The following is a 25,170-nucleotide window of genomic DNA, read 5'->3' as shown; positions in this document are numbered from 1 at the left end:
GAACGGACTCGACTGGTGCGTTGTGATCCGACAAGCCACAATCGACGTGGCCCCGTGCCCGGGGCTGTCGGAGGGGAGTATTCCTTCGCGTCGATCTCGTCAGCACGGGCCGCTGGACGGCTCCGGGGTCGGCGGTCGGGTTTCGGCCCGGCGGAAGAGACCTCCGGTTGTTCGCGTGTGCCCGAACACCGGAGGTATCGCAAATGCTCGTCCCCGCCTGGGCTTGGGCCGCCACGATCGGCGGTCTGGTGCTGCTGCTGGCGATCGACCTGTTCATCGTCGACCGCAAGCCGCACGAGGTGACGGTGGGCGAGGCGGGCCGGTGGGTCGCCTTCTACGTCGCCTGCGCCATCGCCTTCGGTTGCGCGATCTGGGCCTTCTCGGGTGGTCAGTACGCCGGTGAGTACTTCGCGGGCTACATCACCGAGTACAGCCTCTCGGTCGACAACCTGTTCATCTTCCTGATCATCATGGCCGCCTTCAAGGTGCCGAAGATCCACCAGCACCGGGTGCTGCTCATCGGCATCGTGCTGGCGCTGATCATGCGCGGCATCTTCATCGCCGTCGGCGCGGTGGCGATCGCCCGGTTCAGCTGGGTGTTCTACTTGTTCGGCGCGTTCCTGATCTACACGGCCTGGGGCCTGGCCCGCCAGGGCATCGGCCACGAGGACGACGAGTACCACGAGAACGTCCTGACCCGCGTGGCCCGCAAGCTCTTCCCGGTCACCAACGAGTACCACGGCAGCAAGTCGTTCGTGAAGATCAACGGCAGGCGCTTCGTCACCCCGATGTTCATCGTGATGATCGCCATCGGCACCGCCGACCTGCTCTTCGCCGTCGACTCGATCCCGGCGATCTTCGGCCTGACCAAGGAGCCGTTCCTGGTCTTCGCCGCCAACGCGTTCGCCCTGATGGGCCTGCGCCAGCTGTACTTCCTGCTCGGCGGCCTGCTGACCCGCCTGGTGTACCTGTCCACCGGCCTGGCGGTCATCCTCGGCTTCATCGGCGTGAAGCTGATCCTGGAAGCCCTGCACACCAACTCGCTCGGGTTCCTCAACGGCGGTGAGCCGCTGAACGTGTGGACGCCGAACATCCTCATCTCGCTGTCGGTCATCGTCGGGGTGCTGGCCATCACCACCATCGCCAGCCTGGTGAAGACCAAGCGCGACGAGAACGCGAAGCTCAACATCGAAACCGCAGGCCATCACCACTGAGAACTGTGGAAGTCTGGTAATAAACGACGGTCATGAGGTTTGCTAACTGTCGGGTACGGTCGTCGGGTGCGCCCAGAGGACATCGAATTGCTGGCGGCGCCCGGAGCGCCCGCCTTGCACGGCGACCTGCTGCTGGTCGGGGTCTCGACCCCCGACCTGGACGCGGACGCCTATCGCGGCGGCCTGCGGCGGGTACCGCTGGACGGCGGTCCCGCGCGGGAGTTCACCCGCGGCTACCGCGACCTGCAGCCCGCTTTCTCCCCGGACGGGACCCACGTCGCTTTCCTGCGCGTGACCCAAAAGGGGAGTAGTCCTCAGTTATGGGTGATGCCGGTCGACGGCGGCGAGGCCCGTCAGCTGACCGACCTGCCGCTGGGCGCGGGCACGCCCGTGTGGGCCCCGGACTCCAGGCGGCTCGCGTTCACCGCCCGCGTGCCCGAGCCGGGGCGCTACGGCGTCGATGACGCCCCGGACGCCGGGTCGGAGGCGCCGCGGCGCATCACCAACCTGGACTTCCGCCTCGACGACATCGGGTTCCTCACCGACCGCCCCGCGCAGCTGTTCGTCGTGGACGTCGCCGACGGCGAGCCGCCGCGCGCCCTGACCACCGGCGCCGCCGAGCCCGCCGACCCCGCGTGGACCTCCGACGGTGGGCACGTGCTGGTCTCGGCCAAGCGCGACTGGGGCACGGCCGACACCCTGCACACCGACATCTACGCCATCCCCGCCGACGGCGGCGCGCCCGCGCTGGTGGCCCGCTCGGCGGGCGCGGCGGACATGCTCGTGGTGAGCCAGGACGACATCGTCGTCTTCGTGGGCGAGGAGTTCACCGGCAACACCTCGGTGGCCCGCAACATCGGCCTGTGGGCGGTCCCGCTGCGCCTGGACGGGGCGGCCGAGCCGCGCAGGCTGACCGACCCGGAGACCGTGGACTGCGAGCGCGGCGCGGGCCGCCCGGTCCTCACCGCCGACGGCGTGCTGGTCGGGGTGCGCAACCGCGGCGCGGTGGAACTGCGCAGGGTGGCCTTCGACGCCGACCGGGCCGTGCTCTCGGAGCTGGCGCTGGTGGCGGGCGGGCAGGCCATGGTGAAGGGCTTCGCCGCCGACGGCGACCGCGTCGTGTGCACGCTGTCCACTTGGGACAGCGCGGGCGAGCTGGTGCTGGTGTCGGCGGACGAGACCCTGCGGCTCACGGACTTCTCCGCGCCGCTGCGCGCGCGGGGCATCCGCCAGCCTTTGGAGATCAAGGGTTCGGCGCCGGACGGGTACGCCACCCACGGGTGGGTGGTGCTGCCCGAGGGCGACGGGCCGCACCCGGTGCTGCTGTCCGTCCACGGTGGACCGTTCATGTACTACGGCTGGGGCCTGTTCGACGAGGCCCAGGTGTACGCGGCAGCGGGCTACGCCGTGGTGCTGCCCAACCCGCGCGGTTCGGCGGGGTACGGGGAATCGCACGGCCGCGCCATCATCGAGGCGATGGGCACCCTCGACGTCGACGACGTGCTGTCGGTGTTGGACGCCGCCCTGGAGCGCCCCGACCTGGACTCGACCCGCGTCGGCGTCATGGGCGGCTCCTACGGCGGCTGGATGACCGGCTGGCTGGCCGCCCACCACGGCGAGCGCTTCACCGCCGCGTGGAGCGAGCGCGCGGTCAACGCGTGGGACTCCTTCGCGGGCACCTCGGACATCGGCTGGTGGTTCGCCGAGGCGTACTGCGGCACCGATCCGGGCGCCCTGCTCGAGAAGAGCCCGCTGACCCACGCCGACAAGATCACGATTCCGTTCGCCGTCGTCCACTCCGAGCACGACTGGCGCTGCCCGGTCGAGCAGGCCCAGCGCATGTACACCAAGCTCAAGCGCAACGGCGTGGAGGCCGAGCTGCTGCTGTTCCCCGGCGAGGGCCACGAGCTGACCCGATCGGGCAAGCCGCGGCACCGCAAACAGCGCTTCGACGCCGTTCTGGACTGGTGGCACCGCCACCTGCCAGTAAAAGATTAGAGAAGCGTGTAGTTCAGCTCGTCGCAGATGCGGGCCAGGGGCAGGTCGAGGCCGGGGTAGTCCAGCGGGAGCAGCAGGTCCGGCGCCGCGGGCATGGCGCCGCCCGAGGGCGGCTCCCACAGGCACACCGCCGGTTCACCACCGTCCATGGAGGACCGGTACCACACCCCGTCCAGGTCGGGGTGGGCGGCGCGGATGGCGCGGGACCAGGCCTGGGTGATCGACTTGTTCCCGCTGTTGATCTCCTGCGACGCCCCGACCCTGGTCGGCCACAGGCCGGTCAGGTCGAGCAGGCGCAGGTGCGGCGGGGGCGGATGATCACCAGGTGGGGGCGCCGGGTGCCGCGGTCGACCACCGAGGTCTGCTGGAACACCTCGGCGACGCTCGTGCGCACGGTGAGCCCGAAGTAGAGCACGCCGTGCTCCGGGTCGTGCGCGGGGCCGGCGTCGCGGCCCAGGGGGTGCGGGTCGAACCGGGCGTGCGGCAGGGGACCGGTGAACCTGAAGGAATTCCAGCGCTGCCGGTGCGCGCCCGCCGCGGCGAAGACCCGCACCAGGTGGGTGCCGCTGTGCACGGCGACGACGTCCTCGTCGATGCGCAGCAGGGTCTTCAGGTCGGCGGGGGCAGGCGGCTGTGGTAGCCGGGACATGCGGTTATGGGTTCCTTCGTCAGGCCGGGATGCCCAGGGTGGCGGCCAGGGCGGCGACCCGGTCGGGCGCCCCGCCCGCGAGCAGCCACTGGCGCGGCGTCGCGGGGCGGTCCTCGACCCGCAGCTCCGGTTGGGGGGTGGTCATGAAGGCGGCGACCACCAGGGGCGGCTGGTCGTCGGGCACAGTGGCGAGCACGGTCTCCAGGCCGGGCAGCACGCCGCCGTTGACGAACTGCCACGCGGGCAGCCGCCAGCCGCCGCGGTCCTTCCAGCCCGCGAGCCTGCCCGCGGAGAGCCGGTGCCGGATGCGGCTGGTGTCCACGCCGACCACGCTCGCGGCGGCGGTCACGGTGAGGGCGGAGTCGCGCAGGACGGCCTCGGCGGCGACGGCGCGGGCGCGCGAGTCGACCTCGGCGGGCCTGCGGGGGGTCAGGTCCAGGCCGACGTCGGCGAGGGTGGCGCGCTGCTCCGGGGTGAAGTAGTCGGCCGGGTCGGCCGCCGCGGGCGAGAGCCGCCGGGCGGCGTCCTCCACGAGTCCGAGGAACTCGTTCGGGTCGATCCGCAGCCCCGCCTTCGCGAGCACGGTCTCCAGCGCCATCGTCATGCGCCTAGAGTATCCCGGATGTGCGGGTTCGTGCGCCTTTGTGGGGGAACTCACCTGAATAAACACGGATCGCACATACTCGAACACGCTGTGTCCCCAATGATAGCTGACTACCCCGGTGCAACCCCATCCATTCGCCTGTCCGTCTGTGCGGCATGAGAACCGAGTCCCGCCGCTGGCCATCGATCGGCACGGCCACGGCCGCCATCGCCGCTCTGGGGGCGGTCGTGATCGGCGCCGCGTGGTACGTGGGCGACACCGACACCACCGCGGCGCCCACCCCGCCTGCCGACCTCGGCGGCCAGATCCGCCTGGTCGCCTACGACACCTGCGACGCCGCCCTCGCCGACCTCAAACGGGCGGGGCTGGCGAAGGTCGGGCCGTGGGGGCTGGAGGGCTCGGCCATGGTGTTCGGCCGCGGCGCGATGGCCGTGGAGGACTCCGCGGCGGCGGGATCGGCTCCGGACAAGGGCTTCTCCAGCACCAACGTGCACGAGGCCGCCGCCGACGAGCCCGACGTGGTCAAGACCGACGGCAGGCGGATCGTCAGCGTGGTCGACGGCAAGCTGCGGGTGGTCGACGTCGCCGCCCGCAGGCTGGAGGCGGGCATCGCGCTGCCGGGCCACGCGGACTCCGTGCTCATCGACGGCGACCGCGCGCTGGTGTCGTTCATGCCGGAGCACGCGCCCGATGCCTACATCGAGCGCGGCGGGCTGGCCCTGGTCGACCTGGCCGAGCGCCGCGTCCTGCGCACGCTCACCGTCGACGGCGCCACCCTCGACGCCCGCATGGTCGGCTCCGTCGCCCGGATCGTCGTGCGCTCCGCACCGCGGCTTGAGTTCAGCTTCCCCGACGAGGCAGGCGAGGAGGACAAGGCGACCCAGCGCAACCGCGGGGTCATCCAGCGCTCCACCATCGACGACTGGCTGCCCCGCTACACCCTGGAGCCCGGCGGCGGGGGCAGGCTCGTCGACTGCGCCGCGCTGAGCCGTCCCGCCGACTACACCGGCACCGCGCTGCTCAGCGTGCTGTCGGTCGACCTGCGCGCCGACCTGACCACGCAGGACACCATCGCCATCGCCGCCGACGGCGACACCATCTACGGCAACGGCACCTCGCTCTACGTCGCCGACGACCGCACCCCGCGCAGCAACGTGATCTTCAGCACGGCCGACACCAGCAGGCCGTCCACCCCGCCCGGCCCGGCCAAGACCGCGATCCACCAGTTCGACGTCGCCCAGCCCGGCAAGCCCGCCTACCTGGCCTCCGGGGAGGTCGACGGGTGGCTGCTCAACCAGTACTCGCTCTCCGAGCACGACGGCAGGCTGCGCGTCGCCACCACCACCGGCAGCGCGATGGGCTGGGGCCCCGCATCGGAAGAGGAGGCGCGCAAGTCCGAGAGCGCGGTCGCGGTGCTGGAGCGCCGGGACCAGAAGCTGGCCCAGGTGGGCCGGGTCGGCGGGCTCGGCAAGGGCGAGCAGATCCAGTCGGTGCGCTACCTGGGCGACACCGCCTACGTCGTCACCTTCCGCCGCACGGACCCGCTCTACGCGGTGGACCTCTCGGACCCGGCCGCGCCGAAGGTCACCGGCGAACTCAAGATCACCGGCTTCTCGGCGTACCTGCACCCGATCGGGGACGGCCGCCTGCTCGGCGTCGGCCAGGAGGCGACCGAGGAGGGCCGCACCACCGGCAGCCAGGTCTCGCTGTTCGACGTCTCCGGGCCCGTGCCGAGCCGCATCGCCCAGCACCACGAGCCGGACACCTACTCGGTGGTCGAGCACGACCCGCACGCGTTCCTGTACTACGCCGAGCGCGACTTGGTGGTCCTGCCGGTCAGCGGTGCGAACGGCGGTGGCGCGGTGCTGCTGCGGGTGACCCCGGACAAGCTCACGAAGATCGGCACGGTCGTGAACCCGGGCCAGCACGACTACGTGAGCCGCACGGTGATCGCGGGCGACGCGCTGTGGACGTTCTCCCACGGCGGTGTGCAGGCCAGCGGGCTCGACAGCCTCGACAAGCTGGCCTGGCTGCCCTTCGGCTAGCTGCCCGTCCGCTGGCTGCCTGTCTCTTTAGCTGCCTGTCTCGTTAGCTGGCCGTCCGCGCGGGCCCGAGGTACGCCCAGGGCACGTGCTCGGCGTCAGGGGAGCGCACCGGGAACTCCGGCGGCGTGCCGTGGATCGCCGCGGCCACGCTGCTGGGGTCGGTGACGAACTCCGGGCGCAGGTGCTCGGTGTCGTAGTACCGGTGGAAGACCGGGGTCAGGCCGCCGGAGACCGGGGGGACGATCCAGCTCCAGTCGGCCGGGCAGCGCCTGCCCGCACGCTCCTCCTTGGCCAGGTGCTTGATGAACCGCTCGGACTCGGTGTGGTGGTCGGAGATCGTCACGCCCGCGGCGGCGAATGAGTGCAGGACGGCGACGTTCAGCTCGACCAGGGCGCGGTCCTGCCACAGGGTGGCCTGCGACGAGGTGTCCAGGCCCATCCGCTCGGCGACGACGGGCAGCAGGTCGTAGCGGTCGCGGTCGGCGAGGTTGCGGGCGCCGATCTCGGTGCCCATGTACCAGCCGTTGAACGGGGCGGCCGGGTAGTCGACGCCGCCGATGGACATGCGCATGGCGCTGATGGCCGGGACGGCGTGCCAGCGCAGGCCGAGGTCGGCGAACCAGGCGTGGTCGGGGTGCGCGATCGGGACCTCGAGCACCGCGTCCTGGGGCAGGCCGCGCAGGTGCACCGGGTCCTCGGGGGTGGACACGACCAGGGGCAGCACGTCGAAGGCGCCGAGGCGGGCGGGCGGCACCCAGCCCAGGTCGCGGACGGCGTCGGTGAAGGCGGTGTAGCGGGGGTCGCCGAGGACCGTGCCGTCGTCGCGGCGGTGGCCCGCGTAGCGGATGAGCTGTTCGTTCCAGATCCGCGGGCCGGGGCGGCCGGGCGCGTCCGGGGCGAAGATGGTGATGGTCGGGCGGACGCGGCCCGCGTTGGTGGCCAGGCGCAGGTGCTCGACGCACTGCTCGGCGACCTCGGCGGCGCGGTGCACCGCGCGGAGGTCGCGCACGCGCAGGCTCTGCCAGTACAGCCTGCCGATGCAGCGCGCGCTGTTGCGCCAGGCGATGCGGGCGCCGAAGGCCAGCTCGGCGGAGGTGTGCCGGTAGGTGCCGGTCAGCTCGATCTCCGCGCGCACCCAGCGCAGGCGGGGCTCGGCCGGACCCGTGTCGGGGTGCTCGGCGTGGAAGCGCTCGATGAACTCCGCGGCCTGCTCGGCGTCGGCCACGCCGTCGCGCGCGGGCTCGGGCTCGGTGTCGGTTAAGTGATGGGGAAGCGTCCAGATCTGGCCGGTCACCCGCGGGAACATACCCTGCTTCCCCGAGTTGGGCGAAATCCTCACCCGAATGGCGGAAAGTTGCGGCGGAGGGTGACGGGAATTGTCGAGCATCGCTCGATATGATGACAACTCGATGGGGTGACAATTCCGGAAATGGCGAAACGGGCCCATCCGCTGTCGCGGTGAGCCCGTTTCCGCGCGGCCTCAGATGGTGAATACCGGGCCGGTGTAGGACTTCATGGCACACGCGTTCGGGAAGACCTCGCGGTAATCGATCATCTCCCCGTTCCAGAAGCCCCGGGCGGTGGCGGTCACCGGGTCGTACTCCAGGGTGCAGACCATGTTCGGCTCGGTGTTGAGCAGCCGCAGGTTGCCCTCCACCTGCGTCAACGCCTCGCAGGCCGCCGAGGCGTTCGGGTGCGAGCCGCCGTCCGGCCCGCAGCGCAGGGTGCCTGCCTTCATCCCGCCGTGACGGCCGGTGACGGTGAGCGCGAGCACCGCGTGCTCCTCCTCCGGGTGCTGCGACGCGATGGCCACCGGACCCGCGACGAGCACCGCGGCGAGGGCGGTGAATGCGGCGATGGCTTTTCTGCTGATGGGCATGGCTCTCCTATGGTGCGATCAGGGAATGCCGCGGTGGCGCTGCGCCGTGGCCGCGGGCGGTTTGGCGAGAATAAGCCACACGCGGCGGGCGAATTTCGTCAGGGCGGGCTATCGCAGACTATCGCGGGCCAAGGGTGAGATGCTGTACACGTTCGGGTGTCGGCGGAGGGAACAGGTGTGGACCGCATCGCGGTGGGTGTCATCGGTTATGGCCTGGCGGGCAGCGCGTTCCACGCGCCGTACATCGACGCCGTCCCGGAACTGCGGCTCGCGGCGGTGGTGACCGGCGACCCGACCCGCGCCGCCGCCGTCGGCGCCCGCTACCCGGACGTCGCCGTCCTGTCCTCGGTGGAGGAGTTGCTGGCCGCGGACGTGGACCTGGTGGTCGTGGCCTCGCCCAACCGCTTCCACGTCGAGCACGCCGCCGCCGCCGTGGCCGCGGGCAAGGCCGTCGTGGTCGACAAGCCCGCCGCCGCGACCGCCGCGCAGGTCGGCGACCTCCTCGCCGACGGGCGGGTCACGGTGTTCCAGAACCGGCGCTGGGACGGCGACTTCCGCACCGTGCGCGAGCTGGTCGAGGCGGGCAGGCTCGGCGAGGTCGGCCGGTTCGAGTCTCGCTTCGAGCGCGCCGCGCGCTCCAGCCGCACCGCGTGGAAGGCCAGCACCGACCCGGCGGACATGACCGACATCATCTACGACCTCGGCACCCACCTCGCCGACCAGGCGCAGGTGCTCTTCGGCCCGCCCGCCTCCGTCCACGCCGAGTCCCGCGGCCCACGCGACGCCACGATCCTGCTGACCCACGCCTCCGGCGTCCGGTCCGTGCTGCGCATGAGCGACTCGACGGTGCCCGTCGCCCCGCGGTTCGTGGTCGCGGGCGCCGAGGCCGGGTTCCGCACCTGGGGACTGGACCCCCAGGAGACCGCCGCCCGCTCCGGGATCGTCCCCACGACGGCGGGCTTCGGCACCTACCCGCTGGCGGGTGAACTCGTGACCGACACCGTCGAGGCCGTCGCGCTCCACGACGGCGACTACCTCGGCTACTACCGCGCGGTCGCCGCCTGGCTGCGCGAGGGCGCCCAGGCGCCGGTCTCGCCGGAGTCGTCGATCGAGCTGGCCCACACCATCGACGCCGCGCTGCGCTCGGTCGCCGAGGGCCGCCCGGTCGTTCCCGGTCGGTAAACAGGGAACGATTGGTTGGAAAATCCCTGAGCGGACTCTGGGCTAGCCGGTTGTCCGGCATTTACCCTCGGGGTGGAGACGCGCCCGGCACCCCTGCCGACAAACCGGCGCGCTGCGCTCCACAGTCCGCACGCACCTCGTCCGGCCCGGCGTCCCCCTGGCCTGGTGAGTGCTGCCCGGGAAAAGGAGAAACCCTTGCGCACCAGTCTCTTACGCGGCGCCCTCGTCACCGCCGTCGCCGCCATCGGCGTGTGGATGGGGGCGGGCACCGCCGCCGCTGAGGTCGACCCGGTCTTCACCCCGGCGAACGGGGAGGTGGGCGTGCTCGTCACCAAGCTGACGCACAGCCAGGCCACCACCCGCCTGCGCTCGTCCAACATCACCTGGTCGTCCAGTGGCAACTGCAGCAACCGCTACAACTCCACCTGCACCTCCTTCGAGCAGGTCAACCTGATGTCCATCCAGGGCGCGCAGACCCTGAAGTCGGCGAGCGGGTGCGCGCTGAACGTCACCGGCGGCACCGAGGTCGGCCACGCCAGCGGCACCTACAGCCACTGGAACGGCTACAAGCTCGACTTCTCCCTCAGCACGTGCCTCAACAACTACGTGCAGGGCAACTTCACCTACATCGGCGGCAACCAGTGGCGCGCGGGCTCGGGCAACATCTACTACAAAGAGAGCAACCACTGGGACGTGACGTACTACAACTGCGGCGGCTGCTGATCCACCGCCACCCGCGCTCCTGATCACGGGAGTGAAGGCGCGCGCCGAAGCGGAGTCCGCGTGTCCGACTCTCAGGAGTCGGCGCCGCGGCTGTGCTGCCGCGAGGTCCCCGCGGTCTTCGCCTCGGCGCGCGGCGTCGCAATGCCATTGGTGTCCGAAAGTGTTGGCACACCACGGTTCTAAAGGCCGAGCGCCTGCTCGATCCGGCTCCTCGCCGCGCGCGCGGCCGTCTCGTGGGCGGTACGCAGGCGCAGGGACCAGCCGCGGGCGCCGTGGTCGGTGAACTCCGCGGCCGGGACGGCGGCGCGGGCGGGTGCGGGGGAGACGCCCGCCGCGGCGCGGACCTGGTAGGCCCAGCTGTCCGGGAAGGCGTAGGCGGGCAGGTCGTCGCCGTGCAGCATCCGGCGGTAGCAGTCCATCAGGCCCGCCGAGCCGGTCGCGGCGCCGAGGGCCGAGAGCCCGTCGCCGCCGGGGCGCGGGCGCAGCGAGACCAGGGTCGGGGTGCTGCCGCGCACGCGGAAGCGGGCGTGCACCGGGCCCTCCTCGAAACCGCGCGCGGTGAGCAGGTCGGCGAGGTCGGCGAGCAGGTCGGCGACGAGTTCCTCGGGCAGCACCGGACCGGCCAGCCACGCGGTCACGTTCTTGTCCACAGTGGACTCGCCGAGCGCGGTGATGCGGATGGCGCCGTGGACGTAGAAGGCGTCCATGGCCACGTCCACACCAGGCAGCCACGGCTCGACCACCCGGTCGGCCCCCTCGGCGCCCACGGCGGCGGCCACGTCGGCCGGGGTGGCGCAGCGCAGGGAGTTGCCCGGCCCGCCGCGGGCCTTGACCACCCAGGGGCCGGGGCCGGGCAGGGCGTCGAGCTCGTCGCCCGCGACGGCGGGGACGTTCCAGGGATGGCCGCCCAGTTCGCGGCGCTGGACGAGGCGGTCGTAGAAGAAGTCGACGCACTCGCTCGGGCAGGCGCAGCGCACGCCCAGGGCCTCGGCCCACAGGGTCGCGTAGACGACCGAGGCGTCGGTCGTGCCCGCGGCGTACACCGGGCGCAGGTCGCGTTCACGGCAGAGCGCGCGCAGGCGGGACAGCGGTTCCAGGGTGCCGCTGGGGTCGTCGAGGACGAACTCGGCCGCGGGCGCCCCGGTGCCGCGGTGGCGCACCCAGCCCACGGCCAGGCCGAGGGTGCCGAAGGCCGCGGCGGACTCGGCGGGTTCGTCGGCCAGCAGCAGCAGGTCCCTCATCGGCGTTCCCCCAGTCGTCGCTCCGCATCACGCTACCGGGGAGCCAGGCGCACCGGCAGGCTCTTGATCCCGTTCTGGAAGGTCGACCGCAGCCGCACCGGCGGACCCGCGGGCCTCAGCCTGCCCGGGAGGGCGAGCACGGCGCGGAAGACCGCCCGCAGCTGGGCGCGGGCGAGTTCGGCGCCCAGGCAGAAGTGCGGGCCGTGGCCGAAGGTGAGGTGGTCGTTGGGGGTGCGGGCGATGTCGAAGGTGTCGGGCGCCGGGAACGCTCTCGGGTCCCGGTTGGCCGCGGTGAACCAGACGACCACCTTCTCGCCCGCGCGGATGGCCGTGCCCGCCAGCTCGGTGTCCTCGGTGGCGGTGCGGCGGAAGTTCATCACCGGCGACCACCAGCGCAGCATCTCCTCGACGGCGGTGTCGAGGAGCGCGGCGTCGCCCATGAGGGCGTCGTAGGAGTCCGGATTGGACATCAGGGCGATCATCCCGCCCGGGATGCCGTTGCGCAGGGTCTCGTTGCCCGCGACGGAGAACAGCCAGAACAGGTTCTCGAACTCCTCGATCGAGACCCTGTCCTCTGCCGACATCAGGGTGCTCATGACGTCGTCGCCGGGGTTGGCGCGCTTGAGCTCGCCGAGACCGTGGGCGTAGGCGTAGAGGTCGGGCATGCCCTCGCGGGTGCGCGGGTCGGGCAGCTCGCCGTCCGGGCCCGGCCGGGGGCGCAGGGCGAGGGCGCGGCGGGCGATGGCGGTGCCGCCGGTGGCCACCCGGCTGTCGGCGTACTCGGCGTCCTCGTACCCGATGACCCGGTTGCTCCAGTCGAACAGCAGCATCCGGTCCTCGGCGGGCACGCCGAACACCTCGGCCAGGGTGAGCAGCGGCAGGTCGGCGATCCCCTTGGCGAAGTCGAACCCGCCCTCGCGCACGGCGCCGCCGATCAGCTCGCGGGCCCATTCCTCGATCCGGTCGGTGATCCTGGCCACCGCGCGCGGGGTGAACGCCTTGGCCAGCAGGCCGCGGAGCCTGCCGTGCTCGGGCGGGTCCTGGTTCAGCATCATCCTGCGGACGTAGCGCAGGTCCTCCGGGGTGGCGGGGTCGCGGACCTGGGTGCCGCCGAGGTGGGAGGAGTAGGTCTTCGGGGTGCGCAGGACGTGGCGTGCCTCGGCGTGGCGCAGGACGGCCCAGAAGTCCCCGACGCGCTGGACGGCGGCGTCTTCCCGCAGGTCGGCGAGCAGGGCGTGCGGAACGCCGCGGACGTAGGTGTCGGGGTCCAGCAGCGCGGCGGTGTCCATGGGGGCATTGTCGTACGGCATGATCGGCGGCGTGGAAGAACTCCATGTCGAACGCGGCGGTGACGGCCCCGCCCTGCTGCTCCTGCACGGCCTCGGCGGCTCGGCGGCGGTGTGGTCGGGCGTGATCGACCACTGGCCGGGCTCGTGGATCGCGCTGGACCTGCCCGGGCACGGCCAGTCGGTGCCGTTGCCCGCGTACTCCTTCGGCACGCTGGCGGCCGCGGTCGCGCGCGTGGCGCCGGGGCCGGTGGCGGTCCTGGGGCACTCGCTCGGCGGCGTGGTCGGGCTCGCGCTGGCCAGTGGCTGGTTCGGGGCGCGGGTCACCGCGGTGTGCGCGCTGGGGGTGAAGGTCAGCTGGTCGCCGGAGGAGCTGGCGAAGGCCGCCGACCTCGCCGCGCGGCCGTCCCGGGTGTTCGCCTCCGAGGAGGAGGCGCTGGACCGGGCGCGCAAGGTGGCCGGTCTGCCCGCCTGGGCGTCTGCCGATCGGCTGGTCGTGCCCGTCGAGGACGGCTGGCGGCTCGCGCTCGACCCGGCCGCGTTCGCCGTCGGCCGCCCGGACCTGCCCGGCCTGCTCGCCGCCTCCCGCGCGCCGGTCGTGTTCGCCGCGGGCTCCGACGACCCGCTCAGCCCGGTCGATCACCTGCGGACCCTGGCGGAGCCGGTGATCCTGCCCGGTCTCGGCCACAGCCCGCACGTCGAGGACCCGGCGGCCCTCGCGCCGTTGCTGGAGCGCCTGCGCTGAGGTGGGGCCGCCCAGGTGCTGGGCGGCCCCGTTTGCTCAGCCCACGCCCAGCAGGTCGACCACGAAGATCAGCGTCTCCCCGGGCTTGATCACCGCGCCCGCGCCGCGCTCGCCGTAACCCAGGTGCGGCGGGATGACCAGCCTGCGCCTGCCGCCGACCTTCATCCCCGCCACGCCGCGGTCCCACCCGGCGATGACCCGGCCCGCGCCCAGCGGGAACTCGAAGGCCTCCCCGCGGCTCCAGGACGAGTCGAACTCCTCGCCGGTGGAGTGGGCGACACCGACGTAGTGCACGCTGACCAGCTGGCCGGGCTGGGCCTCGGGCCCGTCCCCGACGGTGATGTCCGTCTGGTCCAGGTCAGCGGGCGGCGCCCCCTCGATCGGCTCGACCTCGGGCTTCTGCGCGGCCATACCCGTACCTCGTTCTCCTCGACTGCGATTGCCGCCGCCATCCTCTCCTGAGGCCCGGGAGCCCGCCCGACGACCCGCCGGTAACACCGGGGACGGCTTGAACGACACCCAGGCAGCGGCCCCGTCACCCCCCGACGGCGGGGCCGCTCCTTCTTACTGGAGCAAGCTCGCCAGGATGTACTCGACGACCTCCAGGTCGGCCTCGTCCATGAAGTGCAGTTGGCGCTCAGCCCTGGCTATCAGCTCAACCACGCCGGGGACCCGCTGGTACTCAGGATGCCTCCAGGTGACGACGAAGAATGCCACGGGGTTGTGGGTGACCCCGGGCAATGCGATGAGCCACCGCAGGAACCTGTCAAGGAACTCGGGGGACCAGTTGGTGAACATGGTGACCATGACCCGAGTGGCGAGTTCAGCGACGGATTGCACCACGTCGGCGGGCACACGGGGAGAGGGACGCTGTGGGAAGTACAGCCCAGGAGATCGGCCTGCCAGCATTCCCGTGAGCCAGGGAAGACAGGCGTTCTGCCAATCCGGACGGTCTGGTTTGTCGTAGTAGACACCTCTGTCGATGGCGACTCCCATCCGGAGGGTTTTCTCCAACGCGTAGTTGTTCCCCAGTTGGGCGATGCGCAGGCTCTCGTCCAGCCATTCGGCGGCGGAGTGGCCCGCGACGACACGGCGGCCGTTGACCAAGTGGATGGTGAGCAGCATCGCCTTCAAGTTCTGGAGGCTGAGGCCCGCGGTCCACAGCTGGACAGTCGACTCCCATCGTGGGAGATCAATCCAGAATTGTGCTTCGCCCACTCGGGTGGTCCAGAGTTCGAAGCCGCCTTCTTTGGCGCGGGTCAGGAGGAGCGTGAGGTTCGCCGAGTAGGACGCGAGCCTGCGCACGGTGTCGATCTCAGTGGGCGCGTACCGCTCGTAGCGGCCCAGTGACGTGCGGCGGTGGTAGGTCCTGAGCAACCGCACCAGCGTGCGGATGATCCGATCCTGCTCCACAGTGTCCAGACAGGCGATTTTCGCCTTGATGAAGCCGAGGGCGGGCGGCTGCGTCGCCAGCGTCTCGTGGGAGAGCAGGGCGAACAGCAGGTCGTCGTCCGGCTCGTGCGGGTTCCGCCTGCCGTAGGCGCTCTCGGCGACGTCGCGCAGCACCTCCACGACCCGGTCGGCGACCAGGTACTCGCCGAAAGTGGCGTGGAGGAACTCATAGGTCCGCACGACGGTGTCGGTCGTGGCCTGCGCGGCGTGGATGAAGAAGAACTCGCCCAGCAACCGCTTGCCCGACGGCGCCGGGTCGCCCAGGGCGGCGAGGTCGGCGCTGAGGTCGGCCTCGCTGATCTGCTGCGCCCCGCGGTTGAGCATCCCGAGCGCGGCGATCGACAGCCTGCGCACGTGGTGGGCGACGGCGTGCTCGACGTCCGTCACCGGGTTCCTGGCGACCTCCCGGCGGGCGAAGGCGTCGAACAGCCGCTCGTACAGGTCCGTCAGGGACATGTCAGCGGCGGGGGACACCGCGTCCGGGTCGGCGAAGTAGACCGCGAGCATCATCAGGAGAAGCGGTTGCCTGGCGAGTTCGGGCCGGGCCAGCGCGATCCCCGTCGACAGTGGTCGCGCGCCGGTGCCCGCGTTGACCCGGTTCCACTCGGTGATCCACGCGCTGATCTGGGTGTCGTCGAACTCCTCCAGCTTCACGACGGTGGTGCCACTGGGTACCGTGACCCGCTCGGCGACCAGGGTGCGGGAGGTGACGACGACCGCGACCGGCTGGTCCATCGTCGCCTCGCGCTGCTGGAACTCCACCACGTCGCGCAGGTAGGCGGTGCGGTCGTGCGGGGTGGCCTGCAGCAGTTCGTCAAGGCCGTCGAGCAGCACGACGCGGATCGTGTCGCCGTTCCCGTCGAGGGCGGTCCAGGACACCCGGCCGTTGGTCGTCCGCTGGAGCGCCTGTTCCACCTGGGCGGCGATCGACGCGCTGGCGTCCACGTGCCGCAGGGGCACCCGCACGACGGTGTAGTCCGCGGCGGGCAGACTGGCCGCGAGCACCTTCATCAGCAGGGACTTGCCCGCGCCGGGGTGCCCGAGCAGCAGGAGCGGCCCTTCGGTGGACTCCGGTGAGCTGAAGTGCCGGGCGAGGGTGTGGGGCAGGTCGTCGGCGATGGGGGTCTCCGACCACCAGTCCTCGTTGGCGATCGAGTGCTGGGAGTCGACGCATTCGATGCGGTAGCGCGGGGTCTGGAAGACGCCGCGCACGGTGGGGAAGACCGGTGGAGCGCTCGCCGTCTCGACCACAGGACGGTCCAGTTCGGCCTGGTTGGCCTGATCCAGCAGCGACCGGTGGTCGGGAGGGTCGGTGCGCGGGCCGTTGGTGAGCAGGGCGGTCAGTGCGGCCAAGGCGGTCCCGATCGCGGCCTGCCCGGTCATGTTCGCCCAGATCGCGAACTCGGGCACGGTCGCGGCGAGGGACAGGAAGTGCGAGCGGTAGCGGTCCCGGACGTCCCGTCCGATGCCCTCCGGGTCGGCGAAGGCCACGCCTGTCCCGCTGAACGGGGCGGCGAGGTCGCCGGTCAACTGGATCGCCCAGCCGTGGACGACGGCGACGTTCGACTCGAAGTCGCAGGTCGCGGACGGGGTGGGGACTGACCCTGAGTAGAGCGCCCGCACGAGCGAATCGCCGCCGTCGGGGATCGCGCCCGCGGCCAGGAGGACCTTCTCGGCCTCGGTGATCTTCGCCTGACCGTGGTGCTCGTCAAGGTACGCCTGGATGGCGTCGAAGTAGGCGGTCAGCACGATCGTGGAGTGGGCGGCGACGACGAGGTCCTGGCGGAGGAGGCCGTTCGTGCCTGCCAGGCGGTCGGACACCTTGTCGAGCGCCGAGCGGACCAGACCGACCGCTTCGTTCTTCTGATCCACCCACCCCCACAGCGCGGAGACGGGCGGAATCCCGCCGGACCCGAGGATGACCCCACCCACCAGCTTGTTCAGCCGATCCAGCCAGGGCCGGTCGTGGTGACCGAGGATCTTGAGGGCGCCCCGGAAGGTGATCGGCGGGTCTCGTCGCACGGATGATCACGGTACAGCTGTCCCGGTGGGGCGGGGAGTACGTCTTGTCCCTGACCGGAAACGGGATGTTGTGGCGGGTGCGCCAGCCGAGATCGTGGACCGGTTGGCCTGCGGGCAGGATGGGTCGGTGAAGTGGACCCGGGCGATACACCACCTGACCGAACTGGCCGACGCCTGCACCCGCCTGGCGAGCGCGCCCACCTCGATCCACCCGCTGCGGGTCACCGAGCTGTGGGCGGCGGGCGACATCCTCGGCGAGCCCAACGACCTCGACTCGGTCACCGTCGCGCTGGTGGTCGACCAGCCGGAGGTCCCGTGGCTCACCACGCCCCCCGGCGCCCAGCACTGGTCCGCCGCCTCCCGCCTGTCCCGCGGCCCCTTCACCCCGTACTGGCGCACCAGACCCGTCTGGAACCACCGCCTCACCCGCCCCGCCCTGATCTGGGCGGGCGAAACCCACCAATCCACACTGGACGCCATCGCCAACGGCCACGGCGACTCCGTCCGCGCCCCCGCCCCCGAACCCCACGAACTGGTGGAGCGCATCGCCCGGGAAACCGCCACCAGCCTCACCGCCCTACGCCGCCGCTCAGCGGAGTACGCCGAGAAACGCTGGCAGCCCGGCAAACTCGACCCCCAGGCGGACGCCCTCTGGGAAGCCACCGCCGGCTACCTGGACCTCCTCGACGCCACAACCCACCTGACAACCTGACCCCGGTGTTCGGGACACCGAGCCATACCGGATCTGCACCGGTTCGCCCAGTCGGGTGGCAACCACGGACGTGCCGGGGGCGGCCCCCCACAGCGCGGCTAGTTCGTTCCTCCCAACCGGGTCACCTCGACCGGCATGGGCGCAGCAGTGGTCCACGATGAACGATCGTGCATGACGGGTGACAGGTGGATCGCAGCTATGGGCGGCCGCGACCGGATTAGACCGTCATGTTCAAGCGGATCACGCGCATGAGATTCCGAAGCATGTCGACGGTGTTCGGAGGAATGTCCTCAGGGTTGAAGTGCGTGATGTCGTTCCGAATCTCGCGAATCATCCCCAGTCTCTCGCAGAAGAGAGCGCGGTCCAGCTTGGTGTCTAGGCGTTTCCATGAGTTAGGATTCTGCAAAGTGCGTTCGTAGTCGCCCATGGTCAGTTGGTCGAATGACGTGATTCCGCGAGATTCCGAGGAATCGCACAGCGCAACAACTTCTGCGAGAGGGATGCGCGTGCTGACGATGTGTCGCAACAATTGATCCAGTTCTCCGATCAGGAAGAACGGTGTTGCCATATCCCCGTACGCGTGTGCAAGGTCAGCCGCTGTGACAATACCATTGATTTCGGCGATCTCGTTTCGCACGAAGACGAACCCGACACTCTGGAGGACGTCCAAGACATCAACCAGTTCCTTATTGTAGGGGATCTCTGGCGCGTCGATCAAGCAGTCGCGTAGAGCGGCATCCGGGTTCGTATGCCGAGCAGTAGCTATCGATTTCCATGTTACCGCGCCAGCGAGTTTACGCTTATTGGTGGATAGTACGGCCAACTGGGAGTAGTCATCGAGCTGCATCATCGTGATCGCCTGCTCGACGGTGCTGTCTGGCGTTATGGAAACGACTCCGTCCATCGCCGATGGCAGATTACCGACCTTGAGACCGATCTGCGGTGGGTCGCTGTCGTCTGGCTCGATGTCGGAGCTGGATGAAGGGTGCGCATTAATTGCGGAACTATCCGGCGAATTTTCTGTTCTTTCGTCATCCAGTAGTGCGAACCGGATCGGTGTATCGAGCGCTACATCACGAAAATGCGGGAACGTCTTGACGCCATGGCTTGCGAGATCCTTCTCGATGCGGCGGGTGATCCTAGTCCCACGGTTCCGCGCGTTCCAGTGTCGTAGCAGTTCGCGCACTGTGATCGAGGCGGCCTCGTCCGCTCGGAGTTGTTCGCCGACTTCGCTCAAGTATTCATGCGGCGTGGACGACACGGTGATACCTGCCGTCGCGTCGCGAAGCTGGTCGCGTAGGGATGCGAGGGTTCGATTCGCGTCGGTGCGCCACACGGTCCAACCGTTCACCTGAGTATTGGTGACTGCTTTGGCCGCGTCTGAGGGAGTGGCGAACTCGGCGCCATTCGCCAGGACGATGCGCCCTTCGGATGACACCGTGGCGACATCTTCTTCGCCCGATTTGGGACGGGTGAATCGCAGTCGTTCGCCCGCGCGGAGCAGGCCCGCGTCGAGGAGATCGCGGATGCTTTCGCGGCGGTTCTCGGGGTCTCGCTGGCTCACCAGCCGCGCTCGCGCCAGTCGGTGAGGTTGGGGCGTTCGGTTCCGAGGGTGGAGTCGTCGCCGTGGCCTGGGTAGAACCAGGTCTCGTCCGGTAGGTCGGCGAAGACGCGGTGTTCGACGTCGTCGAGGAGGCTGGTGAAGTCCTCTGGGGAGGTGGTCCGGCCGACGCCGCCGGGGAAGAGGGAGTCGCCGGTGAAGAGGTGGGGGTGGCCGGTGGGGTCGCGGTAGAGCAGGGCGATGGAGCCGGGGGTGTGGCCGCGGAGGTGGATCACTTCGAGGGCGCAGGCGCCGACGGTGATGATGTCGCCGTGGGTGACCAGGTGGTCCGGTGGGACGGGGAGTGGGTCGGCGTCGGCGGGGTGGGCGATCGTTTCCGCGCCGAAGGCGCCCGCGGTGGCGCCGAGGGCCTGCCAGTGGTCGTCGTGCTGGTGCGTCGTGACGATCGTGCGCAGGGTTGGCCGGTCGGGGCCGTGGCCGATGAGGTCGGAGAGGCGGGCCGGGTCGTTGGCGGCGTCGATCAGCAGTGCCTGGTGTGTCGACCGGCAGGTCAGCAGGTAGGCGTTGTTGTCCATCGGGCCCACCGAGACCTTGGTGATCGTCAGGGCCTCAAGGGTGCGGCGGGCGGCAGGGCCGCTGGGGGCCACGTGACCGGTGTACTCATCGACAAGCTCCACGGTGGCAGACGGTAGTCCGAAGGCAACGATAGGTGCCACCCCATCCGCACTGGCCCGCCCGCACCGACTAAGGTGTTACCACGCCGTGACCTGTCGCCGACCACCCCTGTGAGCCGTGCCGAAACCGCAGACAGAACCCGTCAAGTCCGTGCGCAAAGTGAGCTGGGACGTTGTGCGCGTCGTCGCCGTGCTCGGTGTGGTTGTGGGCCACATCACCCGGCAGGCTCCGCTCAACCACCCCGAACTCGGGCCCTTCCCGATCCACCTGCCCGTCCTGTTCGGCGCCAACACCCTCCTGGTCGTGTCCGCCTTCTTCGTCTGCGTGACGGTGCGGCGCGGGCGGACCGCGCGGTGGCTGGGGCACCGGCTGGCGCGGTTGCTGCCGCCCTACTTCGCCGCCCTGCTGGTCACCTTCGCCGTGCTGCGGTGGTTCGCGCCGAAGTTCGGGTGGTACGCGGCCGATCTCACCGACCTGGCGTCGAACCTGCTGCTCGTGCAGGCGTGGTCACCGGACTTCCACTGGGTCGACGGCTCGTACTGGACGCTCCCGGCCCAGGTGCTCGCCTTCCTCTGCGCCGCCCTCCTGTGGCCGCGGGAATGGCTGCGCGGGCCCGTCGCCATGGCGACGCTGCTGTGGGCGCTGGTCGTCGTCCCGCTCCTGCTGCGCTTCCTCGTGATCCACGCCGACTCCCCACAGTGGATGCGGTCCACTTTCGACGGTCTGACGCTGCACAGGGCCGCGCTGTTCGGCGTGGGCGTCGCGGTGTGGCTGTGGACCCGTGAGCGGATGTCCGGCCAGCACCTGGCCGCCTACGGCGCCGCCGTGCTCATCGCACTGGAGCTGCACACCCAGTTCGTGGATACCGCCTCCACGATCGCGTTCGGGTTCGCCCTGATCGCGCTGGCCATGGCCGCGGGCGGGCCGGACTGGAAGGTCGGCCCGCTGGCCCGGCCGATCACCTGGCTGGCGGGCATCTCCTTCGGCGTCTACCTCGTCCACCAGGAACTCGGCTACGTCCTCGCCCGGCTCCTGGTCGACGCCGGTGTCGGCCCCGTGGGCCGCTTCGTCCTCTGCCTGGCGATGGCCGTGCTGCTCGGCTGGGCCCTGACCCGGGCGGTCGAGCGGCCCGTGCACGCCTGGCTGACCGGCGCGGGGTTCACCGAGTTCGCCGCGAGGGCCCGCGCGGGCGTCGCCGCCCTGGCCGCCGCGCTGCGCGAGGTGCCGCAGACGCCTCAGCCCCAGGGCCCCAGCGTCGGCGGCTCGCCGGTCAGCGCGTCGGCGGGGCCGCGGCCGGTCAGCCAGCCCAAGACGGCCGCCGTGGTGCCGCTGACCGCGCAGCTGAGCGCGCCCGCCAGGGCGAACTCCGCCTGACGCCCGTCGGGGAAGTCCACGGTCAGGCGCACCGCCGCCGCCCCGTCGTCCGCGAGCCTGCCCCGCACGGCGATGTCCAGCATCAGGTCGAGGTGGCCGGGGTGCACGGCGGTGAAGTCGATCCCGGAGTCGAGGTCGACCAGGTGCGTCCAGATCTCGAACAGGCGCAGCTCGGGGATCTCCGCGGCGGCCATCGGCCTGCCGGAGGGGTGCGCGAGCATGGTCGACCACGCGTCGGAGTCGAGCCGCTCGGCGGCGAACAGGAACCGCTCGCCCGCGGCGATCAGATCCTCGCGCTGCACTTGGGCGATCCGGTCGGAACCGTCGGCGATGTCGGCGTCGCGGTCGGCCCTGCTCGGGTACGCGGGGTGTTCGATCCCGGTCCGCGCCCACGTGAGCAGGTTCACCAAAGCGTCCGCGTTGCGGGCCAGGTGGGTCACCACGTGCCCGCGCGTCCAGCCCGGCAGCAGGCTCGGCGCGGCCAGCGCGCGCTGGTCCAGCCCGGCCACCGCGCCCAGCAGCGTCGTGGTCGCCTCGCGCACGGCGACCAGCGCGTTCGCCGCCCGGTCGGCCTGTACGGAAGTCGTTGTCGATCCCGTCATGGGTACTTACCTTCGGCGTGGGTGTCGGGTGAATGGCGCAGCAGCGCCCGCCACCCAGGTTAGGCGAGCCCCGTTACCGGCGGGTACCGCTCCGCGGGTGCATCGGGAGCCCTCGCGGGGCAGAATTGTCGGACCCCCCGCTTAGCATGGACGCTGGCCGCTTCCGTGGCCGAGAACCCCCGTCGCGTTTGAGCAGGTACCAGCGGTGTTCCGCGCGTCCAGCCGTGTGACGGGCTCTACAGCACGAACCGAAGGGACCTCAGTGGCCGACCGCCTCGTTGTTCGCGGCGCCCGGGAGCACAACCTGCGCGGCGTCGACATCGACCTGCCCCGGGACAGTCTGATCGTCTTCACCGGCCTGTCCGGTTCGGGCAAGTCCAGCCTGGCGTTCGACACGATCTTCGCCGAGGGCCAGCGCCGCTACGTGGAGTCGCTGTCGGCTTACGCGCGGCAGTTCCTCGGCCAGATGGACAAGCCCGACGTCGACTTCATCGAGGGCCTCTCGCCCGCGGTGTCGATCGACCAGAAGTCCACCAGCCGCAACCCCCGCTCCACCGTCGGCACGATCACCGAGGTCTTCGACTACCTGCGCCTGCTCTACGCGCGTGCGGGCAAGCCGCACTGCCCGGCGTGCGGTGAGGCGATCAGCAGGCAGACACCCCAGCAGATCGTCGACCAGGTGCTCGCCATGCCCGAGGGCACCAAGTTCCAGGTGCTGGCCCCGGTCATCCGCGGCCGCAAGGGCGAGTACGTCGACCTGTTCTCCCAGCTGCAGACCCAGGGCTACGCCCGCGCGCTGGTCGACGGGGTGCTGCACCAGCTCAACGACCCGCCGAAGCTGAAGAAGCAGGAGAAGCACGAGATCGCGGTCGTCATCGACCGGCTGACCGTCAAGCCCAGCGCCAAGCAGCGGCTCACCGACTCGGTGGAGACCGCGCTGCGCCTGGCCGACGGGCTGATCGAGCTGGACTTCGTCGACCTCGACGAGCACGACGCGCAGCGCAGGCGCGGCTTCTCCGAGCACCTGGCCTGCCCCAACGGCCACCCGCTCGGCGTGGAGGACCTGGAGCCGCGCTCGTTCTCCTTCAACTCCCCCTACGGCGCGTGCCCCCAGTGCACCGGCCTGGGCGTCAAGCAGGAGGTCGACCCGGAGCTGGTCGTGCCCGACGACGAGCTGTCCCTGGGCGAGGGCGCCATCGCCCCGTGGGCGGGCGGGCAGACCGCGGAGTACTTCACCCGCCTGCTCGGCGCGCTGGGGGAGTCCATCGGCTTCCGCATGGACACCCCGTGGCGCCGGCTGCCCGCGAAGGCGCAGAAGGCCGTCCTGCACGGGGTCAGCGACCAGGTGCACGTGCGCTACAAGAACCGCTACGGACGCGAGCGCTCCTACTACGCCAGCTACGAGGGCGTGATCCCGTTCCTGGAGCGCCGCCAGGAGCAGACCGAGTCCGACTACATGCGCGAGAAGTACGAGGGCTACATGCGGGAGGTGCCCTGCCCCGCGTGCCAGGGCACCCGGCTCAAGCCCGAGATCCTGGCCGTCACCCTGGCCCACGCCGACCAGGGCGACCGCTCGATCGCCGAGGTCGCGGCCATGTCGATCAGCGAGTGCGCGCGCTTCCTCGACGGGCTGACCCTCGGCAAGCGCGAGACGATGATCGCAGGCGCGGTGCTCAAGGAGATCCAGGCCCGGCTGCGGTTCCTGCTCGACGTCGGCCTGGACTACCTCTCCCTCGACCGCGCCGCGGGCACGCTCTCCGGCGGCGAGGCGCAGCGCATCCGGCTGGCCACCCAGATCGGCTCCGGCCTGGTGGGCGTGCTGTACGTGCTGGACGAGCCGTCGATCGGGCTGCACCAGCGCGACAACCACCGGCTCATCGAGACGCTGACCCGGCTGCGCAACCTCGGCAACACGCTGATCGTCGTCGAGCACGACGAGGACACCATCCGCTCGTCGGACTGGATCGTCGACATCGGGCCCGGCGCGGGCGAGCACGGCGGCCAGGTGGTGCACAGCGGCACGTTCAAGGACCTGCTGAAGAACAAGAAGTCGCTGACCGGGGCCTACCTCTCCGGCCGGGCGGAGATCCCCAAGCCCGACCTGCGCAGGCCCATCGACCGCAAGCGCCAGCTCACCGTGGTCGGCGCGCGCGAGCACAACCTGCGCGGCGTCGACGTGTCGTTCCCGCTGGGCTGCCTGGTCTCGGTGACCGGCGTCTCCGGCTCCGGCAAGTCCACCCTGGTCAACGACATCCTGGCCACCGTCCTGGCCAACAAGCTCAACGGCGCCCGCCAGGTGCCCGGCAGGCACACCAGGGTCAAGGGCCTGGAGCACCTCGACAAGCTGGTGCAGGTCGACCAGTCGCCGATCGGGCGCACGCCGCGGTCCAACCCGGCGACCTACACCGGGGTGTTCGACAACATCCGCAAGCTCTTCGCCTCGACGACCGAGGCCAAGGTGCGGGGCTACCAGCCGGGCCGCTTCTCCTTCAACGTCAAGGGCGGGCGCTGCGAGGCGTGCGCGGGCGACGGCACCATCAAGATCGAGATGAATTTCCTGCCGGACGTCTACGTCCCGTGCGAGGTGTGCAAGGGCGCCCGGTACAACCGGGAGACCCTGGAGGTGCACTACAAGGGCAAGACCATCGCCGAGGTGCTGGACATGCCCATCGAGGAGGCCGCCGACTTCTTCGAGCCGATCAAGGTCATCCACCGCTACCTGAAGACGCTGGTGGACGTCGGCCTGGGCTACGTGCGCCTCGGCCAGCCGGCGCCGACGCTCTCCGGCGGCGAGGCCCAGCGCGTGAAACTGGCCAGTGAGCTGCAGAAGCGCTCCACCGGCAAGACGGTCTACATCCTCGACGAGCCGACCACCGGCCTGCACTTCGAGGACATCCGCAAGCTGCTCGGCGTGATCAACGGCCTGGTCGACAAGGGCAACACCGTCATCGTCATCGAGCACAACCTCGACGTGATCAAGACCTCGGACTGGGTGATCGACCTCGGGCCCGAGGGCGGCTCCGGTGGTGGCGGCGTCGTCGCCACGGGCACCCCCGAGGACGTCGCCGAGGTGCGGGAGAGCCACACCGGGAGGTTCCTCTCCAAGGTGCTGTGAGTTGCCTGCCGGGGCATTCCGGGCCACGATGACCGGCCAGGATGTATCCGGACAGGTCGGCGGCGCTCCTCTGTGTACGAAGACCACGAGG

General features: G+C 70.7%; 18 protein-coding genes and 2 pseudogenes. 9 read left to right on the top strand and 11 right to left on the bottom strand.

The annotated features are described in order from the left end of the window. The first annotated feature begins 203 nt into the window (after positions 1-203). Together ACTG9Q_RS27155 and ACTG9Q_RS27150 are read left to right on the top strand one after the other, a co-directional pair. Positions 204-1,214 carry a TerC family protein gene (locus ACTG9Q_RS27155; RefSeq protein WP_455575742.1) on the top strand — a complete coding sequence of 337 codons (1,011 nt, stop codon included), beginning with the start codon at positions 204-206 and terminating at the stop codon, positions 1,212-1,214. A gap of 66 nt (positions 1,215-1,280) precedes the next feature. Beyond that, the gene (locus ACTG9Q_RS27150; RefSeq protein ID WP_455575741.1) at positions 1,281-3,212 is read left to right on the top strand and encodes a S9 family peptidase; all 1,932 of its coding nucleotides are present in this window, start codon (positions 1,281-1,283) and stop codon (positions 3,210-3,212) included. Here the strand turns inward: ACTG9Q_RS27150 and ACTG9Q_RS27145 are convergent. Then, positions 3,209-3,861 (bottom strand): annotated as a pseudogene (locus ACTG9Q_RS27145) (RES family NAD+ phosphorylase). The gene ACTG9Q_RS27150 and the pseudogene ACTG9Q_RS27145 sit on opposite strands and share 4 nt — an antisense overlap. Before the next feature lie 19 nt (positions 3,862-3,880). Then, positions 3,881-4,465, bottom strand: coding sequence for a DNA-binding protein (locus ACTG9Q_RS27140; RefSeq protein WP_455575740.1), 585 nt, complete (start codon positions 4,463-4,465; stop codon positions 3,881-3,883). Positions 4,466-4,620: 155 nt separating this feature from the next. Here ACTG9Q_RS27140 and ACTG9Q_RS27135 point away from each other — a divergent pair, with 155 nt between their 5' ends. Further along, a complete protein-coding gene (locus tag ACTG9Q_RS27135) occupies positions 4,621-6,510 on the top strand; it encodes a beta-propeller domain-containing protein (RefSeq protein ID WP_455575739.1) in 1,890 nt (629 codons plus the stop codon). 43 nt (positions 6,511-6,553) lie between these two features. On the opposite strand, the gene ACTG9Q_RS27130 is transcribed toward ACTG9Q_RS27135, so the two are convergent. Then, positions 6,554-7,804: a nitric oxide synthase oxygenase gene (locus tag ACTG9Q_RS27130; protein WP_455575738.1), complete on the bottom strand. Its 1,251-nt coding sequence runs from the start codon at positions 7,802-7,804 to the stop codon at positions 6,554-6,556. Between the two features lie 186 nt (positions 7,805-7,990). Then, on the bottom strand, positions 7,991-8,389 hold the full coding sequence (locus ACTG9Q_RS27125) for an SSI family serine proteinase inhibitor (RefSeq protein ID WP_455575737.1): 399 nt from the start codon (positions 8,387-8,389) through the stop codon (positions 7,991-7,993). 177 nt (positions 8,390-8,566) lie between these two features. On the opposite strand from ACTG9Q_RS27125, the gene ACTG9Q_RS27120 reads away from it, so the two are divergent. Together ACTG9Q_RS27120 and ACTG9Q_RS27115 are read left to right on the top strand one after the other, a co-directional pair. Next, positions 8,567-9,571 carry a Gfo/Idh/MocA family oxidoreductase gene (locus tag ACTG9Q_RS27120; RefSeq protein ID WP_455575736.1) on the top strand — a complete coding sequence of 335 codons (1,005 nt, stop codon included), beginning with the start codon at positions 8,567-8,569 and terminating at the stop codon, positions 9,569-9,571. Between the two features lie 195 nt (positions 9,572-9,766). Beyond that, the gene (locus ACTG9Q_RS27115; protein WP_455575735.1) at positions 9,767-10,294 is read left to right on the top strand and encodes a hypothetical protein; all 528 of its coding nucleotides are present in this window, start codon (positions 9,767-9,769) and stop codon (positions 10,292-10,294) included. A gap of 179 nt (positions 10,295-10,473) precedes the next feature. On the opposite strand, the gene ACTG9Q_RS27110 is transcribed toward ACTG9Q_RS27115, so the two are convergent. Together ACTG9Q_RS27110 and ACTG9Q_RS27105 are read right to left on the bottom strand one after the other, a co-directional pair. Next, positions 10,474-11,535: a hypothetical protein gene (locus ACTG9Q_RS27110; RefSeq protein WP_455575734.1), complete on the bottom strand. Its 1,062-nt coding sequence runs from the start codon at positions 11,533-11,535 to the stop codon at positions 10,474-10,476. Positions 11,536-11,567: 32 nt separating this feature from the next. Next, the gene (locus ACTG9Q_RS27105; RefSeq protein WP_455575733.1) at positions 11,568-12,824 is read right to left on the bottom strand and encodes a cytochrome P450; all 1,257 of its coding nucleotides are present in this window, start codon (positions 12,822-12,824) and stop codon (positions 11,568-11,570) included. On the opposite strand from ACTG9Q_RS27105, the gene ACTG9Q_RS27100 reads away from it, so the two are divergent. After that, entirely contained in the window at positions 12,823-13,566 is a 744-nt protein-coding gene (locus tag ACTG9Q_RS27100; protein ID WP_455575732.1) for an alpha/beta fold hydrolase, read from the top strand. The two genes, ACTG9Q_RS27105 and ACTG9Q_RS27100, sit on opposite strands and share 2 nt — an antisense overlap. Before the next feature lie 36 nt (positions 13,567-13,602). Here ACTG9Q_RS27100 and ACTG9Q_RS27095 read toward each other — a convergent pair whose 3' ends face one another. Both ACTG9Q_RS27095 and ACTG9Q_RS27090 read right to left on the bottom strand, forming a co-directional pair. Further along, positions 13,603-13,977 carry an FKBP-type peptidyl-prolyl cis-trans isomerase gene (locus ACTG9Q_RS27095; protein WP_455575731.1) on the bottom strand — a complete coding sequence of 125 codons (375 nt, stop codon included), beginning with the start codon at positions 13,975-13,977 and terminating at the stop codon, positions 13,603-13,605. 153 nt (positions 13,978-14,130) lie between these two features. Further along, on the bottom strand, positions 14,131-17,040 hold the full coding sequence (locus ACTG9Q_RS27090; RefSeq protein WP_455575730.1) for an NACHT domain-containing protein: 2,910 nt from the start codon (positions 17,038-17,040) through the stop codon (positions 14,131-14,133). Between the two features lie 127 nt (positions 17,041-17,167). On the opposite strand from ACTG9Q_RS27090, the gene ACTG9Q_RS27085 reads away from it, so the two are divergent. Continuing rightward, the gene (locus ACTG9Q_RS27085) at positions 17,168-17,752 is read left to right on the top strand and encodes a DUF7711 family protein (RefSeq protein ID WP_455575729.1); all 585 of its coding nucleotides are present in this window, start codon (positions 17,168-17,170) and stop codon (positions 17,750-17,752) included. A gap of 217 nt (positions 17,753-17,969) precedes the next feature. Here the strand turns inward: ACTG9Q_RS27085 and ACTG9Q_RS27080 are convergent, their stop codons facing one another. Beyond that, positions 17,970-19,316 carry a restriction system modified-DNA reader domain-containing protein gene (locus tag ACTG9Q_RS27080; protein ID WP_455575728.1) on the bottom strand — a complete coding sequence of 449 codons (1,347 nt, stop codon included), beginning with the start codon at positions 19,314-19,316 and terminating at the stop codon, positions 17,970-17,972. Then, positions 19,313-19,990, bottom strand: coding sequence for an MBL fold metallo-hydrolase (locus ACTG9Q_RS27075; RefSeq protein WP_455575727.1), 678 nt, complete (start codon positions 19,988-19,990; stop codon positions 19,313-19,315). Before ACTG9Q_RS27075 ends, ACTG9Q_RS27080 begins: the two co-directional genes overlap by 4 nt. A 157-nt stretch (positions 19,991-20,147) precedes the next feature. Between ACTG9Q_RS27075 and ACTG9Q_RS27070 the strand changes: the two genes are divergently transcribed. Then, positions 20,148-21,362, top strand: coding sequence for an acyltransferase family protein (locus ACTG9Q_RS27070; RefSeq protein WP_455575726.1), 1,215 nt, complete (start codon positions 20,148-20,150; stop codon positions 21,360-21,362). On the opposite strand, the pseudogene ACTG9Q_RS27065 reads toward ACTG9Q_RS27070, so the two are convergent. Next, positions 21,338-21,964: pseudogene (locus ACTG9Q_RS27065) on the bottom strand (maleylpyruvate isomerase N-terminal domain-containing protein); the annotation flags it as partial. The gene ACTG9Q_RS27070 and the pseudogene ACTG9Q_RS27065 sit on opposite strands and share 25 nt — an antisense overlap. 262 nt (positions 21,965-22,226) lie before the next feature. Here ACTG9Q_RS27065 and uvrA point away from each other — a divergent pair. Beyond that, positions 22,227-25,079 (top strand): excinuclease ABC subunit UvrA, encoded by a 2,853-nt coding sequence (gene uvrA / locus ACTG9Q_RS27060; RefSeq protein WP_455575725.1) that lies wholly within the window; start codon positions 22,227-22,229, stop codon positions 25,077-25,079. Positions 25,080-25,170 lie beyond the last annotated feature (91 nt).

The sequence above is a fragment of the Actinokineospora lacus genome, from assembly GCF_053813445.1.
This window is presented reverse-complemented; position numbering and strand designations above follow the sequence as displayed.

Excerpts from the sequence above, each read along its gene's own strand:
- ACTG9Q_RS27110 (WP_455575734.1), bottom strand. The coding sequence starts at position 11,535 with ATGAGGGACCTGCTGCTGCTGGCCGACGAACCCGCCGAGTCCGCCGCG.
- ACTG9Q_RS27140 (WP_455575740.1), bottom strand. The coding sequence starts at position 4,465 with ATGACGATGGCGCTGGAGACCGTGCTCGCGAAGGCGGGGCTGCGGATC.
- ACTG9Q_RS27135 (WP_455575739.1), top strand. The coding sequence starts at position 4,621 with ATGAGAACCGAGTCCCGCCGCTGGCCATCGATCGGCACGGCCACGGCC.
- ACTG9Q_RS27105 (WP_455575733.1), bottom strand. The coding sequence starts at position 12,824 with ATGGACACCGCCGCGCTGCTGGACCCCGACACCTACGTCCGCGGCGTT.
- ACTG9Q_RS27125 (WP_455575737.1), bottom strand. The coding sequence starts at position 8,389 with ATGCCCATCAGCAGAAAAGCCATCGCCGCATTCACCGCCCTCGCCGCG.
- ACTG9Q_RS27100 (WP_455575732.1), top strand. The coding sequence starts at position 12,823 with ATGGGGGCATTGTCGTACGGCATGATCGGCGGCGTGGAAGAACTCCAT.
- ACTG9Q_RS27155 (WP_455575742.1), top strand. The coding sequence starts at position 204 with ATGCTCGTCCCCGCCTGGGCTTGGGCCGCCACGATCGGCGGTCTGGTG.
- ACTG9Q_RS27095 (WP_455575731.1), bottom strand. The coding sequence starts at position 13,977 with ATGGCCGCGCAGAAGCCCGAGGTCGAGCCGATCGAGGGGGCGCCGCCC.